Genomic DNA, 14,471 nt, shown 5'->3' with positions numbered 1-14,471 from the left:
TGCGGGCGTTCACTGAACAGAGCCCTGTTGCCTGTCGGTTAAACGACAGTCAGCAGGGCTTTTGTTATAATGGCGAAAACAATCAGATAACTGGCCACGGATCGGACCTGCCCGAATGATGAACAAAAAGGATCTCCCCCTTCGGAAACTGCTTCAGTTGCGTCACTCGTGGGTGGCCTGGCTGCTGCTGGCTGCCTGTCTCGCTGTTACTCTCCTGTTGTGGCAGGTGTCTATCCGTCTGGTTGAGGATCGCACTGAAGCCCGTTTCAAGACCCAGTCCCTGCAGCTCAAAACTGCCATCGAAGAACGGCTGCTGAATTACGAACAGGTGCTTGCTGGCAGTGCCGGCCTTTTCGCCGTTGCCGGAGAAGTCAGCAGGGAAGACTGGCGGGAGTATATCGACAATGTGGATATCAACCGCTATTACCCGGGGATTCAGGGTATCGGCTATGTCCAGAAGGTCGGCGTTCGGCAGATGGCGGATCACATAGCCTCTGTCCGGCGGGATGGGGTGCTCAATTACCTGGTCACGCCATTGGGTACCGGTCCCGATTACTACCCCATGGTCTATCTGGAACCCGGTACCGAAAGGAACCGCAAGGCGCTGGGATATGACGCCTACAGCGACCCGGTCCACCGGCGGGCCATGGTGAGAGCGCGGGACCACGCTGCACCCAAGGTCACCGGCAAGGTGGTGCTGGTGCAGGAAGAAGTGGCTGAAGACCAGGCAGGGTTTCTGATGTATTACCCGGTATTTCAGGGGGGCGATGTACCGGAAAGCCGGGTGGAGCGGCAGATGATGCTGGCGGGCTATGTCTTCAGCGCCTTCAGGATGAATCACCTGCTGGATGGTATTGTCGGCCTGATCTCACCGTTTCTGGACGTGAAGATCTACGACAGCGGGGAAGTCACCCGGGATTCATTGATGTACGGCTCCAACCTGGGCTCGCTGGACGAAGAATTCAGCTTTGAAATGAGCCAGACCATCAATCATGGAGGCCGGGACTGGCTGTTGCAGACCCGTTCCACACCGGCCTTTGATTTCCTCGCGTCTGATCCCCGCCCTCCCATTGTCCTCGGTTCCGGCATCCTTATCAGCCTGCTGATGTTCCTGTTCGTGCTGACCATGATCCGCAGCCGGATTCAGGCGCAGATCAGCGCAGGCCGTTATCGTGCCATTACCGAAGGCGCCGCGAATGTAACCCTGGTACTGGAGCGTAACGGCAAGCCACGGTACGCAAGCCCTTCCAGCCGGGACATCCTGGGTTTTGATCCCGAACAGGCCGACCGCCTGGATCTCGACACTCTGGTTCACGGAGAAGACTGGCCTCAGCTGAAAGCCGGTTTCGTCGAGGCGGTCAAGTCACCGGGCAAGCAGATGCCAGTGGTCCATGCCCGCATACGGGATGCCGAAGGCCAGTGGCGGGACATGGAGGGTACCTTTACTGCCATGCTCAATGTGCCCGGGGTAAATGGCGTGGTACTCAGCCTGCGGGATCTGACGCAGCTCAAGGCCGCCCAGTCGGAACTTCACCGGCTGGCGTTCTATGATCCGCTCACAGGTCTTGCCAACCGCCAGCTGTTCAAGGATCGCCTGAGCCATGTGGTGCGCCGCAGCCGCCGCAGCGAAGAACCGGCCGCCCTGATGTTCCTGGACCTGGACGGCTTCAAGCGCATCAACGACACCCTCGGTCACGACAGTGGCGATGAACTGCTCAAGCAGGTATCCCAGTGGCTTACCGGGTGTGTCAGAGAGGACGATTCGGTTGCCCGGCTGGGGGGTGATGAATTCGTTGTGCTGTTGTCCCGCATCAGTGGCCCGGACGCCGCCAGCAAGGTTGCCGAAACCATCCTCCGGCGGCTGTGCCAGCGCATTCGCCTGAACGATCACGAAGTGGGCATTACCGTCAGTATCGGTATCACCATGATTCCTCACGACAGCGAGGACCCGGGTACCCTGATGAAATATGCGGACCTGGCCATGTACCGGGCCAAGGAACTCGGGCGGAACACATTCCAGTTCTTCACCCCGGCCATGAACATCAAGGCCGCCCGCCGGTTGTTGCAGCAGGAAGAACTGGCCACTGCCCTGGACGGCGACCGTTTTGTTCTGCATTACCAGCCCAAGGTTGACCTGGAGACCGAGCGGGTGATCGGGGTGGAAGCTTTCCTGCGCTGGCACCACCCGGAGAAAGGGCTGGTCAGCGCCCAGCAGTTTATTTCCCTGGCGGAGGAAACCGGGCTGATCATACGGCTCGGTGAGATGGCGTTGCGCCAGGCCTGCATTCAGGTGCAGGCCCTCGAGCGTGCCGGATTCGAGTCCCTGAAAATGGCGGTTAATCTGTCGGTGCGCCAGCTGACGGATACCGGTTTCCTTGACATGATGCGCCAGGTGATTACCGAAACCGGGGTGTCTCCGGAGCGTCTGGAGCTGGAAATGCCGGCGGAACTGCTGAATGAAGACCCGCGCATGCTGAGGGAGTTGCTGGTTTCCCTCCACGACATGGGCGTCTGTCTGATCCTCGACGATTTCGGTACCGGTGCCTGTTCGCTGGTTGCACTGCAACAACTGCCGCTGGACGTGATCAAGATTGACCACCGTTTTATCCGCGACATTCCCTATAATGTCAGCGCAACGGATGTTGCCTCAGCGGTTATTGCGCTGGCCAGGAAATTACACCTCACGGTTGTGGCCGAGGGAGTGGAAACACCGCAGCAGCTGAGTTTTCTCAAAAGCGCCGGCTGCGCCCAGTGCCAGGGCAACCTGTTCAGCTATCCGCTGGATGAAGATGCCCTCATTGGCTTCCTGATTCGGCAATATGAGCGGCCGCTTACCTCCTGATCATGGCAATGGTGGCCGGTAACCGGTAAAATCACGCCGTCGCCGGACTCCGGCAACGGCCCGTCCGGGCTCAATCCTTCGTCTTTTTATGAGTATTCATTGTCTGTGACTGAACTGAGCCGAATCCGAAATTTTTCGATTATCGCCCACATTGACCACGGTAAATCCACCCTGGCAGACCGCTTTATCCAGATCTGCGGCGGCCTCACTGAACGTGAAATGGCCGAACAGGTGCTTGATTCCATGGATCTTGAGCGTGAGCGCGGCATCACCATCAAGGCCCAGAGTGTGACGCTCAACTACAAGGCCCGGGATGGTAAGGAATACAAACTGAATTTTATCGATACGCCGGGGCATGTGGACTTCTCCTATGAAGTGTCCCGTTCCCTCTATGCCTGTGAAGGCGCGCTGCTGGTGGTGGATGCCGGCCAGGGCGTGGAAGCACAGTCCGTGGCCAACTGCTATACCGCCATAGAGCAGGGCCTGGAGGTGGTACCGGTACTGAACAAGATGGACCTTCCACAGGCTGAACCCGAGCGGGTCGCCCAGGAGATCGAGGACATCATCGGCATTGCCGCCACCGATGCGGTGCGCTGCAGCGCCAAGAGTGGTATCGGGGTGGAAGATGTCCTGGAAGACCTGATCGCGAAGATCCCGCCGCCGAAAGGTGATCGCAGTGCACCCCTGCAGGCACTGATTATCGACTCCTGGTTTGATAATTATCTGGGGGTCGTTTCCCTGGTCCGGGTTACCGAGGGCACCCTGAAAAAGGGTGACAAGATTGTCATCAAATCCACCGGCAAGGCCTGGAATGCCGACAAGGTAGGTATCTTCAACCCCAAGCCCAAGGATACGGACATTCTCCAGGCCGGCGATGTCGGTTTTGTGGTGGCTGGCATCAAGGATATCCATGGTGCGCCGGTGGGCGACACCATCGTGCAGCAGAAAGGTTCGGAGAATATCCCGATGCTGCCCGGCTTCAAGAAGGTGAAGCCTCAGGTCTATGCCGGTCTGTTCCCGGTAAGCTCCGACGATTACAACGACTTCCGCGACGCGCTGGAAAAACTGACCCTGAATGATGCCTCACTGTTTTTCGAGCCGGAAAGCTCGGATGCGCTCGGCTTCGGTTTCCGCTGTGGCTTCCTCGGCATGCTCCATATGGAGATTGTCCAGGAACGCCTGGAGCGTGAATACGACATTGACCTGATTACCACGGCGCCGACGGTAATCTATGAAGTCGTTACCAAACAGGGTGAGACCCTGTCGGTAGACAATCCCTCGAGCCTTCCGGATATTGGTTCTATTGAAGAAATGCGCGAGCCGATCGTGGAGGCCAGCATTCTGGTGCCCCAGGAACATCTGGGCAATGTCATAGCCCTGTGTGAGGAAAAACGCGGCATCCAGAAAAACATGCACTTCATGTCCACCCAGGTGCAGGTCACTTACGAGCTGCCGATGGCAGAAGTGGTCCTGGACTTCTTTGATCGCATCAAATCGGCCAGTCGGGGCTTTGCGTCACTCGACTACCAGTTTGTGCGCTTCCAGACCGCCAATCTGGTGAGGCTGGACGTGCTGATCAACGGAGAGCGCGTGGATGCTCTGGCGCTGATTGTGCACAAGGATCAGGCCCACTATAAGGGGCGGGCCCTGGTGGAAAAAATGAAAGAGCTGATCCCGCGGCAAATGTTTGATATTGCCATTCAGGCAGCTATCGGGAACCAGGTGGTATCCCGGGTCACGGTGAAGGCGCTTCGCAAGAACGTGACAGCCAAGTGTTACGGTGGCGATGTCAGCCGGAAGAAGAAACTGCTGCAGAAGCAGAAAGAAGGCAAAAAGCGCATGAAGCAACTGGGCAATGTTGAGGTGCCTCAGGAAGCCTTCCTTGCGGTACTGAAAGTGGATAACTAAAAGGCACCTGAATGGATATTGATTTTCCCCTGGTTCTTGTAGTTCTGACGTTTGCAACCGGGCTGATCTGGCTGTTGGACAGGCTCTTCCTCCGTAAGCGCAGGCTTGCTGCGGCAGGACTGAAACCGGGCGAGCAGGAGGGCGACGAAGAGCCCAGGGAACCCTACCTTGTTGACCTCAGCCGTTCTTTTTTCCCGGTTCTGGCCGTAGTGCTGGTGTTGCGTTCGTTCCTGGTGGAGCCATTCCAGATTCCCTCGGGCTCCATGTTGCCGACCCTGGAAGTGGGAGACTTCATTCTGGTCAATAAGTACGCTTATGGGCTTAGGCTGCCCGTTGCCGGTACAAAAATTCTTGAGGTGGATGATCCCGAGCGGGGCGATATTGTTGTCTTTCGCTATCCGGAAGATGGCAGCACCAATTACATCAAGCGGGTTGTCGGCATGCCCGGGGATCGTATCCGCTACGAAGACAGGGAGCTCTACATCAATGGCGAAAAAGTCGAATCCCGTTTTGTGGCCCGATTGCCACCGGCAGAGCTTTGGCGCGAGACCCTGGGCGACAGTGAACACGACGTGTTCCTGACACTCGGGCGCACGGGCCGCTCCGGCGAGGGAGAGTGGCTGGTGCCGGAGGGGGAGTATTTCGTGATGGGTGACAACCGCGACAACAGTAACGATAGCCGCTACTGGGGCACGGTGCCGGACGAACTGGTGGTGGGCAAGGCATTTGCGATCTGGATGCACTGGCAATCGTTGACCAGTCTGCCATCATTTGATCGTGTGGGCGGCATAGAATAAGTGGGTTGTAATTCAGGGGTGTCTCTACAATGAAAAAAAACAGTCTTTCCTCCATGCGCAGGCAGTCAGGTGCCTCGGCACTGGTGATCATGATCATGGTGCTCTTTTTCGGCAGCCTGCTGACACTGGTCATCAAGCTGGGGCCGGCGTATCTGGACGATATTACCATTCAGGAGGCACTGGAAAGCCTGGAGGGAACCGAAGACCTCTCCGAAATGGGGCCCTCCCAGGTCAGAAGCCTGATCAACAAGCGCCTGAGCGTGAACAACGTGAGGGGCTTCGACGCCAAGAACATCAGCGTTGAGAAAAACGGCGAGTTTGTCGTGATCAATGTGGATTATGAAGTCCGCAACAACCTTTTCCGTAACGTAGATACGGTTATCCACTTCCAACACGAGTATGAGATGAAGGGCAAGTGAATTCACAACCGGATCTGGACCAGCTGCAGCGGCGTATCGGCTATCAGTTCAAAACCCCTGAGCGCCTGTTGCTGGCGCTGACCCATCGAAGTTACGGTAACCAGAACAATGAGCGCCTGGAATTTCTGGGTGACTCCATTGTCAATATGGTCATAGCAGAGCACCTGTACCTGCGCTTCGAGAAGGCCCGGGAGGGGCAGCTTAGTCGCCTGCGTGCCCGCATGGTCAAGGGGGTTACCCTGGCGGAGATCGGCCGTGAATTTGAACTGGGAAAATACCTTCGACTGGGCTCCGGTGAGCTGAAAAGTGGCGGGTTTCGCCGAGAGTCGATCCTTGCCGATGCGGTTGAGTCGATTATCGGCGCAATCTATCTGGACAGTGATTTTCATACCTGCCGGGAGCAGGTGCTGCGCTGGTTCGAGGTGCGCCTGAAGCAACTGGATTTGCAGGACACCCAGAAGGACCCCAAAACCCGGTTGCAGGAATACCTGCAGTCGCGGCAGTTTCCGCTGCCGCGCTACGATGTAATTTCCGTGGATGGTGAAGCCCACGCCCAGACGTTCCATGTTTCCTGTGCTCTGCCGTCGCTGGATCGGAAAACCACCGGAACCGGCAATAGCCGCCGGATCGCCGAGCAGCAGGCCGCCCGCAATGCCCTCAAGGAACTGGGCGTGGAGAATGAATGATGAATGATATTACCCGCCCGGAGAACCCGGACAGCCGATGTGGTTTTGTGGCTATTGTCGGACGCCCCAATGTCGGCAAGTCGACGCTGCTGAACCATATCCTTGGCCAGAAACTGAGTATCACCTCGCGAAAACCACAAACCACACGTCACCAGGTTCTGGGAATCAAGACCGAGGGCCCGGTACAGGCAATCTACGTGGATACACCGGGCATGCACGAGGAAGAGCCCCGGGCGATCAACCGCTATATGAACAAGGCTGCTACGTCGGCGCTGAAGGACGTTGACGTGGCTGTGTTCGTGGTTGATCAGCTGGCCTGGACCACTGCCGACGACATGGTGCTGGAGAAGCTGAGCAGCCTGAAGTGCCCGGTGATTCTTGCGGTGAACAAGGTGGACCGGATCGAGAATCGTGAAGCCCTGCTTCCCCACCTGGACATGCTGTCACGGAAACGGGATTTCGCCGAAATCATTCCCCTGTCGGCACTGAAGGGCATGAATCTGGAGCCCCTGGAGAAAGCCGTTGGACGTTTCCTGCCACAAAGCGTTCATTTCTATCCGGACGACCAGATTACCGATCGCAGTGAACGGTTTATGGCTTCGGAAATGGTGCGGGAAAAAATTACCCGGCAACTGGGTGCCGAACTGCCATACTCCGTGGCGGTCGAAATCGAGGAGTTCCGCAAGGACGGCAAGACCCTGCACATTTCTGCCCTGATTCTGGTTGAACGTGAGGGCCAGAAAAAGATCATTATTGGCGACAAGGGCGAGCGCCTGCGTCGTATCGGTCAGGAAGCCAGAACCGACATGGAGCGCCTTTTTGACAGCAAGGTCATGCTGCGGCTCTGGGTCAAGGTCAAACGGGGCTGGGCGGACAGCGACCGGGCGCTCAAGAGTCTCGGCATGACCGACTTCTGAGGAAACCATGACGGGGCCAGTGCAGCAGGAGCCCGCGTATGTCCTCCACCGCAGGCCCTGGCGCGAAACCAGTCTGATGGTGGACATCTTCTCCCTCAACGGGGGCCGGCTTACCCTTATTGCCCGGGGTGGCAACAGCGCCAAGAGCCCACTGAAGGCACAGTTACAGCCGTTTCAGCCGTTGCTACTGGACTGGACCGGCCGCAGTGACCTGAAGACTCTGACCCAGGCAGAAGTCCGCGGCGGGCCTGCCCTCAAGCGCACGGTATCCCTGTACAGCGGGTTGTACGTTAATGAACTCCTGCAGCGCCTGCTGCCCCCGTCAGATCCCCATCCCCGTCTCTTCGCCGCCTATATCGATGTGATCGCCGAGTTGTCGGGAGCCCGTGATGTGGAGCCGGTCCTGCGCCGGTTCGAGCAATCATTTGCCGCGGAGCTGGGGTATGACTTTGCCTGGGACCTCGCAACCGACACCGGGCATGCGGTCGAGGCCAGTGAATATTATTGCTATGATCCGGAGCAGGGGATTCTGGCCACGCCTTCGGCTGGTGTCAGGCTTCAGGACCTTTCCGGTGCCACGTTGCTGGCGCTGGCCTCCGGAGACCTGGAATCAACGGAGTGTCGGCGCGTTGCCAAGCGGGTAACCCGTGTACTGGTGGATTACCTTCTGCAGGGCCGGCCTCTCAACAGCCGTAGCCTGTTCCGTCATCATCGAGGAGATCGTCATGAATCCTAGTGCAACCAGCCCCAGAGTGTTGCTGGGCGTCAATATTGATCATGTCGCAACGCTGCGGCAGGCCAGGGGCACCCGCTATCCGGATCCGGTCCAGGCGGCCATCATGGCGGAAGAAGCCGGGGCAGACGGGATTACCATTCATCCCCGGGAAGACCGTCGCCATATTCAGGACCGGGATGTACTGCTGCTCAGGGAAATCCTGACCACCAAGATGAATCTGGAAATGGCGGTGACAGACGCCATGCTGGCATTCGCTGAACAGGTGCGGCCGGAATGTGTCTGCCTGGTGCCGGAAAAGCGTGAAGAGCTGACCACCGAGGGCGGGCTTGATGTGGAGGGCCAGGAGGCGCGGGTTGCAAAAGCCTGTGAGCGTCTGGCGCGGATAGGGGCCGAGGTGTCCCTGTTTATCGATCCTGACATCGGGCAGATTGATGCCGCGGTCAGGTGTGGCGCACCGGTGGTGGAACTTCATACTGGCGAATATGCGGAAGCCGGTACACCGGAACTTGCAGAAGCCGCCTTCGATACCCTGGTGAATGCCGTGGAGCATGCCCGTAAAAAGGGCCTGATCGTGAATGCGGGCCACGGCCTTCACTATCACAACACTGAGCGGGTTGCTGCGATTCCTGGCATTAATGAGCTCAACATCGGCCATGCCATTATTGCCCGGGCGGTATTCACCGGCCTGAAGGAGGCCGTGCGGGACATGAAGGCGATCCTGCAAAACGCCCGGGCCTGACGGGATGTATCAGACCTCAGCCTGTTGATTCTGCTCCCGGAACAGCTGCTGCCAGTCGGTCTGTTCACTCCAGGTCTGCAGGCGTTCCATTGCAACAAGCAACTGGTCTTTCAGGTATTCCGCATCGGGTGAGTCGCATTTCAGCGAGGTTTCCAGCTGGTTGGCGGCACCCCGCAGTTCAGGTACACCGCAATACCGGGTTGCACCATGCAATTTGTGCACGCATTCCAGTAACTCCTCCCGGTCGCCGTTGTTCCAGAGCCTGTTAATCCGGTCCAGGTCGGTGTGGATCTGTTCAATCAGCATACTGAACAGCTCTTCCGCCAGGTCTGCCTTGCCGGCAGCCAACTGAATGCTCTCGGCGACACTGACGCAATCCGGTTGTTTCTTGCGGGTGGACGGTCGCAGGGCTCGCCGGGTATCCCGGATCTCCGGAACAGAGGGGTAGCCACTGTCCCCGGCCGGGTTACAGCTATAGCCGGTGTAGTCATAGATGATATCGATCAGCTGGCTATTGCTGATGGGCTTGGCAAGATAGCCGTCGAAGCCCTGCCGGGTGAGCCGGTCCTGTTCTTCCGCCAGAGCATGGGCGGTCAGGGCAATGATACGGGTGCGATGACTGTTGTTGTCCAGGCTGCGGAGTCTTTCCGTGGTCTCGACACCGTCCATGCCCGGCATCTGCAGGTCCATGAAAACCAGGTCAAACGGCTTCTGCCGTGCCTTGCTCAGGGCTTCAAAGCCACTGCTGGCGCCCTCGGCTTCAATGCGGCAATCGTGCAGTAATGTCAGTACCAGTTTCAGATTGGCATCGTTATCGTCCACCGCCAGAACCCGTGGTGCCTGACCGGATTGCGGGGCTGCCTCTCTTGCAGCGGATGGGGCCGGAAGATGTCGCTGCCGGCTGCTGATGCCATGGACCAGCAACAGTAGCTCATCGTAGAGCGAGTCCCGGCATACCGGCTTGGTGAGGTGGCCACTGGCAAGGCCCGAAAGCGGGGTATCGTGGGTTTCCAGCGTCGGAGTGAGCAAAAGGGTACGGCAATCCCTCTCCAGTTCGAGGGTTCTGACCAGTGAGCAGTACTGGCTGGAGTTGAGCAGATGACGGGTGATGCCGAGAAGGGCAACCGCATAACCGGACTGCGCTTTCTGGGCTTCCTCGATCTGCTCCTGCATGGCGCCGGGAGAGGAGACCCGGTCTACCGTCATGCCCCATTCCCGCAGCATGTGCTCAACGGCAAGGCCGGTGGTCTTCTGTTGTTCCAGGTAGATAACCCGTTCGCCACGCAGGGCATCTTTCGGCGCAATCGCCTCTCCGGTGGAAGACAGCTCCGAGGTAAGGGTAAACCAGAAGGTGGAGCCCTTGCCCAGTTCGCTCTCCAGCCCGATTTTTCCGCCCATTTCTTCAACCAGGCGCTTGGAAATGGCAAGGCCCAGGCCGGTGCCGCCGTATTGCCGTGCGGTGGAGGCATCAGCCTGGCTGAAGGCATTGAACAGTGATTGCTGCTGGGCCCGGGAAAGACCGACGCCGGAGTCGGTAATGCTCAGCCGCAGGGTAATCCGGTTGCTTTCCGGGTCCTCCTCTTCGAGGCTTGCCCGCAACACCACTTCACCGGTCTGGGTGAATTTGATGGCGTTGTTTACCAGGTTGGTGATCACCTGCTTCACCCGCAGAGGATCCCCCATGATGTTGTCGGGGACATCGTTATAAACCAGTGGCACCAGATCCAGGTTCTTGCTGTGAGCGGCCGGGGCCAGCATCACCATGACTTCCTCGACAATGTCCCGGAGCTGGAACGGAATGCGGTCGAGAATCAGCTTGCCGGCCTCGATCTTGGAGAAGTCGAGGATGTCGTTGATGATGGTCAGCAGTATTTCCGACGACTTCCGGATGGTGCTGAGGTGGTCCCGCTGCTGGCGGGGCAAGGGGCTTTTCAGCAGCAACTCGGTGAAGCCGATAATGCCATTGAGCGGCGTGCGTATCTCGTGGGACATGTTGGCCAGGAACTCGGACTTGATACGGCTGGCTTCAAGGGCTTCCTTGCGGGCAAAATCCAGTTCGATGTTCTGGATCTCGATGGTTTCCAGGGTTTCCCGCAGGTCTTCCGTGGCCTGGTCAATGTTCTGCTGCATCTCCGCCTGGGCTTTGCTCAGTTCGCTGGCCATGGCGTTCAGGCCGGACTCCAGCTGCTCGAATTCAGGGCCGGCCCCGGTGTAGACACGGGTGTCCAGCTTGCCTTCCTTGAGCCTGGCCACCGCTTCATTGAGCTCGAAAACCGGATCGGTAAAGGCACGGCTCAGGCGCATGGCAATAACCAGGCTAAGTAGCACCCCGCCCAGCACCAGCAGCAGTGAAATCAGCAGGGCCTTATAGGTTTCCTTCTCGGTACGAACATGGGACATTTCCACCGTGACCCAGCCAATAGGCTCCTTGCCGCTGGCCACATCCTGGCGGGAGTCCGGGTCCAGCATGCTTTCGATCATCAGGTCCTGCAGGTAAACCGGGGTGACGAACACAGTGCTGTCCGGCCTGCTGATCTGTTTGGCATCCTCGCCGGTGAGGGTGTCCTTGCCGACGTCATCGGAACTGCCGGGGCCGGTGTGAAGAAGCCGGTTATGCTCGCTGTCAAAGAAGGTAATGGAGCGCACGTCCTGTTCTTCCAGCAGAGCATTGGAGAGGCTGCTGAGGAGGCTGCGATTGGCAGTAAAAAGGCCGTATTCCGAGCCGGCAGACAACTGCCGCGAGAGGGATTCACCCCGGTCCTTCAGAAGGTTTTCAATATTGTTGACCCAGCTGTAGGTAAAGAAAAGCCCCAGCATCAGAGTGGTCAGAAGGGTGGGGACGAGCGTCACCACAAGTACTTTTTTGCGTATGCCCCAACGCCGCATAGTGAGTTCCCGATTGACGTCGCCGGCCTGATCTCCGGCATTCTTCCCTGACAGAATAGATGATTGCAGCCGTTCTGGCCGTGATGGCACTCCCGGATATAGCCCGCAGTCATGGATATAGCGAGAAGCTGTATTGGGAGACGGCGGCTATTCCGCGTATCATGCGAATCCGGAGTGTACCACAGGCTTGTGTTGCCGGCGTTAACTGCTGGCCGCGGGTTGCGGCAGATTTGAGGAAGGTAAGAGCATGCATTTCCCGACCATCGAAGATTATGTAGGGCATACGCCCCTGGTGAGGTTGCAAAGGCTTCCTGGTAAAACCAGCAACGTGATTCTGGCCAAGCTGGAAGGCAACAACCCGGCAGGGTCAGTGAAAGACCGCCCGGCTATCAGCATGATCCAGGAGGCGGAGCGCCGGGGTGACATAAAGCCGGGCGATACCCTGATCGAGGCCACCAGCGGCAACACCGGTATAGCCCTGGCGATGGCGGCGGCCATCAAGGGGTATCGGATGGTTCTGATCATGCCCGAGAATGCCAGCGAAGAGCGCCGCGCGTCCATGCGGGCCTACGGCGCCGAAATTATCAATGTCAGCAAAGAGGGCGGCATGGAATCCGCCCGGGACCTGGCCCAGCGGATGGAATCAGAGGGCAAGGGCAAGGTGCTGGACCAGTTTGCCAATCAGGACAATCCGCTGGCCCACTACCGCACCACAGGCCCTGAGATCTGGGAACAGACCGAAGGCAAGGTGACCCACTTTGTCAGCTCCATGGGTACCACCGGTACCATAATGGGGGTTTCCAGGTACCTCAAGGAACGCAATCCGGACATTCAGATCGTTGGCCTGCAACCAAAAGAAGGGGCCTCGATTCCAGGAATCCGCCGCTGGCCGGAACCCTACCTGCCTAAAATCTATGATGCTTCCCGTGTCGACACCGTACTGGATATCGGCCAGCAGGAAGCCGAAGACACCATGCGTGCACTGGCCAGTGAGGAAGGTATCTTCTGTGGGGTTTCCTCCGGCGGCTCCATTGCCGCGGCACTGAAACTGTCAGCCCAGGTTGAAAACGCAGTGATCGTGGCCATTATCTGTGACCGGGGCGACCGTTACCTGTCTACAGGTGTCTTTCCCGGCGCCTGAATTCATCAAGAGAAGTATCTATGAGCAGAAGACGCAGGAAAGTCCTGCCCACCAAGCCGGTGCGTTGTGTTATTGAAACCCTGAGCCATGATGGCCGCGGTATTGCCCGTGAGAATGGCAAGGCGCAGTTTGTTGATGGCGCGCTGCCCGGCGAAACGGTAATGGCAAAGGTGATCAGCTCACGCAGCAAGTTCGACGAGTTGCGGGCCGTGGAGGTGCTGGAAGCCAGCGAGGCCCGGATTACACCCCCCTGCGAGTTTGCGGACCTGTGCGGGGGTTGCAGCCTGCAACATATGGACAGTGATGCTCAGATCCGGTTCAAGGAGGATACCCTAAGGGAGCACTTTGCCCACTTCGGGGGCATTGAGCCAGAAGAATGGGTGGCGCCCATGCGTTCTCCGGCGCTCGGTTATCGGCGCAAGGCCAGGCTGGGGGTGAAGTATGTGCCGGCGCGGGAGTCGGTGCTGGTGGGCTTCCGTGAAAAACGCAACAGCTTCCTGACTGACATCGACCGGTGTGTGGTGCTGGATCCGCGCATAGGCGATCGCATTGCTCCGCTTCGGGAAATGCTTCACGGCCTGGAGGCCTACCGGCGCATTCCCCAGGTGGAAGTGGCCTGCGGCGATCAGGAGGCGGCCATGGTCTTCCGCAACATGGACCCGTTGAGCGAAGCAGACACCGCGGCGCTGATCCGGTTTGGTCAGGCCCATGAATTGCATATCTACCTGCAGCCAAAAGGGCCGGATACGGTTTACAGGATCTGGCCTGAGTCGGGTGAGGAGCGCTTGGCCTATCGCATGGAAGAATTCGACCTGACCATGAAGTTTCATCCCATGGACTTTACCCAGGTCAATGCAGGGATCAATCGCACCATGGTACACAGGGCCGTGGAATGGCTGGATGTCCAGCCGGATGAGAGGGTACTCGACCTGTTCTGCGGACTGGGGAACTTTACCCTGCCGTTGGCGCGTCGTGCCGGGCAGGTGGTTGGCGTGGAAGGCGATGACGCCATGGTGGTTCGGGGACGGCAAAATGCGGAACTCAACGGGTTATCCAATGTCGCATTCCACGGCGCAGACTTGCAGGCGGATTTCACGGCGCAACCCTGGGCTGTTGAGGGTTTCGACAAGATCCTGATCGATCCGCCCCGGACCGGTGCCCAGGAGGTCTGTGAATACCTGACAGCCTTCGGTGCCAGGCGGATTGTGTACGTTTCCTGTAATCCGGCCACTCTGGCCAGGGATGCAGGGGTGTTGGTGCGCAATGGCTACCGGCTGGTAAGGGCGGGGGTAATGGACATGTTCCCCCACACCACGCACGTTGAGTCCATGGCGGTGTTCGAGCGCGTGGATAACAGATGAATCTCGGTGCCGGTCACGGATGCCCGGGTAAACAACCAG

The 14,471-nt window shown here is 58.3% G+C and carries 11 protein-coding genes; 10 read left to right on the top strand and 1 reads right to left on the bottom strand.

Going from position 1 to position 14,471, the window contains the following annotated elements; genetic code table 11:
* Positions 1-115: 115 nt before the first annotated feature.
* The 8 genes from HLUCCO03_RS14210 (at position 116) to pdxJ (ending at position 9,044) form a co-directional block, all read left to right on the top strand.
* Positions 116-2,842: an EAL domain-containing protein gene (locus HLUCCO03_RS14210; RefSeq protein WP_027831218.1), complete on the top strand. Its 2,727-nt coding sequence runs from the start codon at positions 116-118 to the stop codon at positions 2,840-2,842.
* Between the two features lie 105 nt (positions 2,843-2,947).
* Positions 2,948-4,750, top strand: a complete 1,803-nt coding sequence (lepA, locus tag HLUCCO03_RS14205) for a translation elongation factor 4 (RefSeq protein WP_027831219.1) — start codon at positions 2,948-2,950, stop codon at positions 4,748-4,750.
* A gap of 11 nt (positions 4,751-4,761) precedes the next feature.
* Complete coding sequence (gene lepB, locus HLUCCO03_RS14200; protein ID WP_027831220.1) at positions 4,762-5,547, top strand: signal peptidase I; 786 nt, start codon at positions 4,762-4,764, stop codon at positions 5,545-5,547.
* Positions 5,548-5,576: 29 nt separating this feature from the next.
* On the top strand, positions 5,577-5,966 hold the full coding sequence (locus HLUCCO03_RS14195; RefSeq protein ID WP_027831221.1) for a DUF4845 domain-containing protein: 390 nt from the start codon (positions 5,577-5,579) through the stop codon (positions 5,964-5,966).
* Complete coding sequence (rnc, locus tag HLUCCO03_RS14190; protein ID WP_027831222.1) at positions 5,963-6,652, top strand: ribonuclease III; 690 nt, start codon at positions 5,963-5,965, stop codon at positions 6,650-6,652. The genes HLUCCO03_RS14195 and rnc overlap by 4 nt, the downstream gene beginning before the upstream one ends.
* Positions 6,652-7,569, top strand: coding sequence for a GTPase Era (gene era / locus HLUCCO03_RS14185; RefSeq protein WP_027831223.1), 918 nt, complete (start codon positions 6,652-6,654; stop codon positions 7,567-7,569). The genes rnc and era overlap by 1 nt, the downstream gene beginning before the upstream one ends.
* Positions 7,570-7,576: 7 nt before the next feature.
* The gene (gene recO, locus HLUCCO03_RS14180; protein WP_027831224.1) at positions 7,577-8,305 is read left to right on the top strand and encodes a DNA repair protein RecO; all 729 of its coding nucleotides are present in this window, start codon (positions 7,577-7,579) and stop codon (positions 8,303-8,305) included.
* Complete coding sequence (gene pdxJ / locus HLUCCO03_RS14175) at positions 8,295-9,044, top strand: pyridoxine 5'-phosphate synthase (RefSeq protein ID WP_036197323.1); 750 nt, start codon at positions 8,295-8,297, stop codon at positions 9,042-9,044. Before recO ends, pdxJ begins: the two co-directional genes overlap by 11 nt.
* Before the next feature lie 9 nt (positions 9,045-9,053).
* Here the strand turns inward: pdxJ and HLUCCO03_RS14170 are convergent, their stop codons facing one another.
* On the bottom strand, positions 9,054-11,930 hold the full coding sequence (locus tag HLUCCO03_RS14170) for an ATP-binding protein (RefSeq protein ID WP_027831226.1): 2,877 nt from the start codon (positions 11,928-11,930) through the stop codon (positions 9,054-9,056).
* Positions 11,931-12,177: 247 nt separating this feature from the next.
* Here HLUCCO03_RS14170 and cysM point away from each other — a divergent pair, with 247 nt between their 5' ends.
* Together cysM and rlmD are read left to right on the top strand one after the other, a co-directional pair.
* Positions 12,178-13,071: a cysteine synthase CysM gene (cysM, locus tag HLUCCO03_RS14165; RefSeq protein ID WP_027831227.1), complete on the top strand. Its 894-nt coding sequence runs from the start codon at positions 12,178-12,180 to the stop codon at positions 13,069-13,071.
* A 20-nt stretch (positions 13,072-13,091) separates the two neighbouring features.
* A complete protein-coding gene (rlmD, locus tag HLUCCO03_RS14160; RefSeq protein WP_027831228.1) occupies positions 13,092-14,432 on the top strand; it encodes a 23S rRNA (uracil(1939)-C(5))-methyltransferase RlmD in 1,341 nt (446 codons plus the stop codon).
* Positions 14,433-14,471: the final 39 nt, after the last annotated feature.

The organism is Marinobacter sp. HL-58 (genome assembly GCF_001314605.1).
In the GTDB taxonomy this organism is placed as follows: domain Bacteria; phylum Pseudomonadota; class Gammaproteobacteria; order Pseudomonadales; family Oleiphilaceae; genus Marinobacter.
This window is presented reverse-complemented; position numbering and strand designations above follow the sequence as displayed.

What these genes read in the sequence shown, in the direction of transcription:
- HLUCCO03_RS14195 (WP_027831221.1), top strand. Translation starts at nt 5,577, where the DNA reads ATGAAAAAAAACAGTCTTTCCTCCATGCGCAGGCAGTCAGGTGCCTCG.
- HLUCCO03_RS14210 (WP_027831218.1), top strand. Translation starts at nt 116, where the DNA reads ATGATGAACAAAAAGGATCTCCCCCTTCGGAAACTGCTTCAGTTGCGT.
- cysM (WP_027831227.1), top strand. Translation starts at nt 12,178, where the DNA reads ATGCATTTCCCGACCATCGAAGATTATGTAGGGCATACGCCCCTGGTG.
- pdxJ (WP_036197323.1), top strand. Translation starts at nt 8,295, where the DNA reads ATGAATCCTAGTGCAACCAGCCCCAGAGTGTTGCTGGGCGTCAATATT.
- lepB (WP_027831220.1), top strand. Translation starts at nt 4,762, where the DNA reads ATGGATATTGATTTTCCCCTGGTTCTTGTAGTTCTGACGTTTGCAACC.
- rlmD (WP_027831228.1), top strand. Translation starts at nt 13,092, where the DNA reads ATGAGCAGAAGACGCAGGAAAGTCCTGCCCACCAAGCCGGTGCGTTGT.
- HLUCCO03_RS14170 (WP_027831226.1), bottom strand. Translation starts at nt 11,930, where the DNA reads ATGCGGCGTTGGGGCATACGCAAAAAAGTACTTGTGGTGACGCTCGTC.
- recO (WP_027831224.1), top strand. Translation starts at nt 7,577, where the DNA reads ATGACGGGGCCAGTGCAGCAGGAGCCCGCGTATGTCCTCCACCGCAGG.
- era (WP_027831223.1), top strand. Translation starts at nt 6,652, where the DNA reads ATGAATGATATTACCCGCCCGGAGAACCCGGACAGCCGATGTGGTTTT.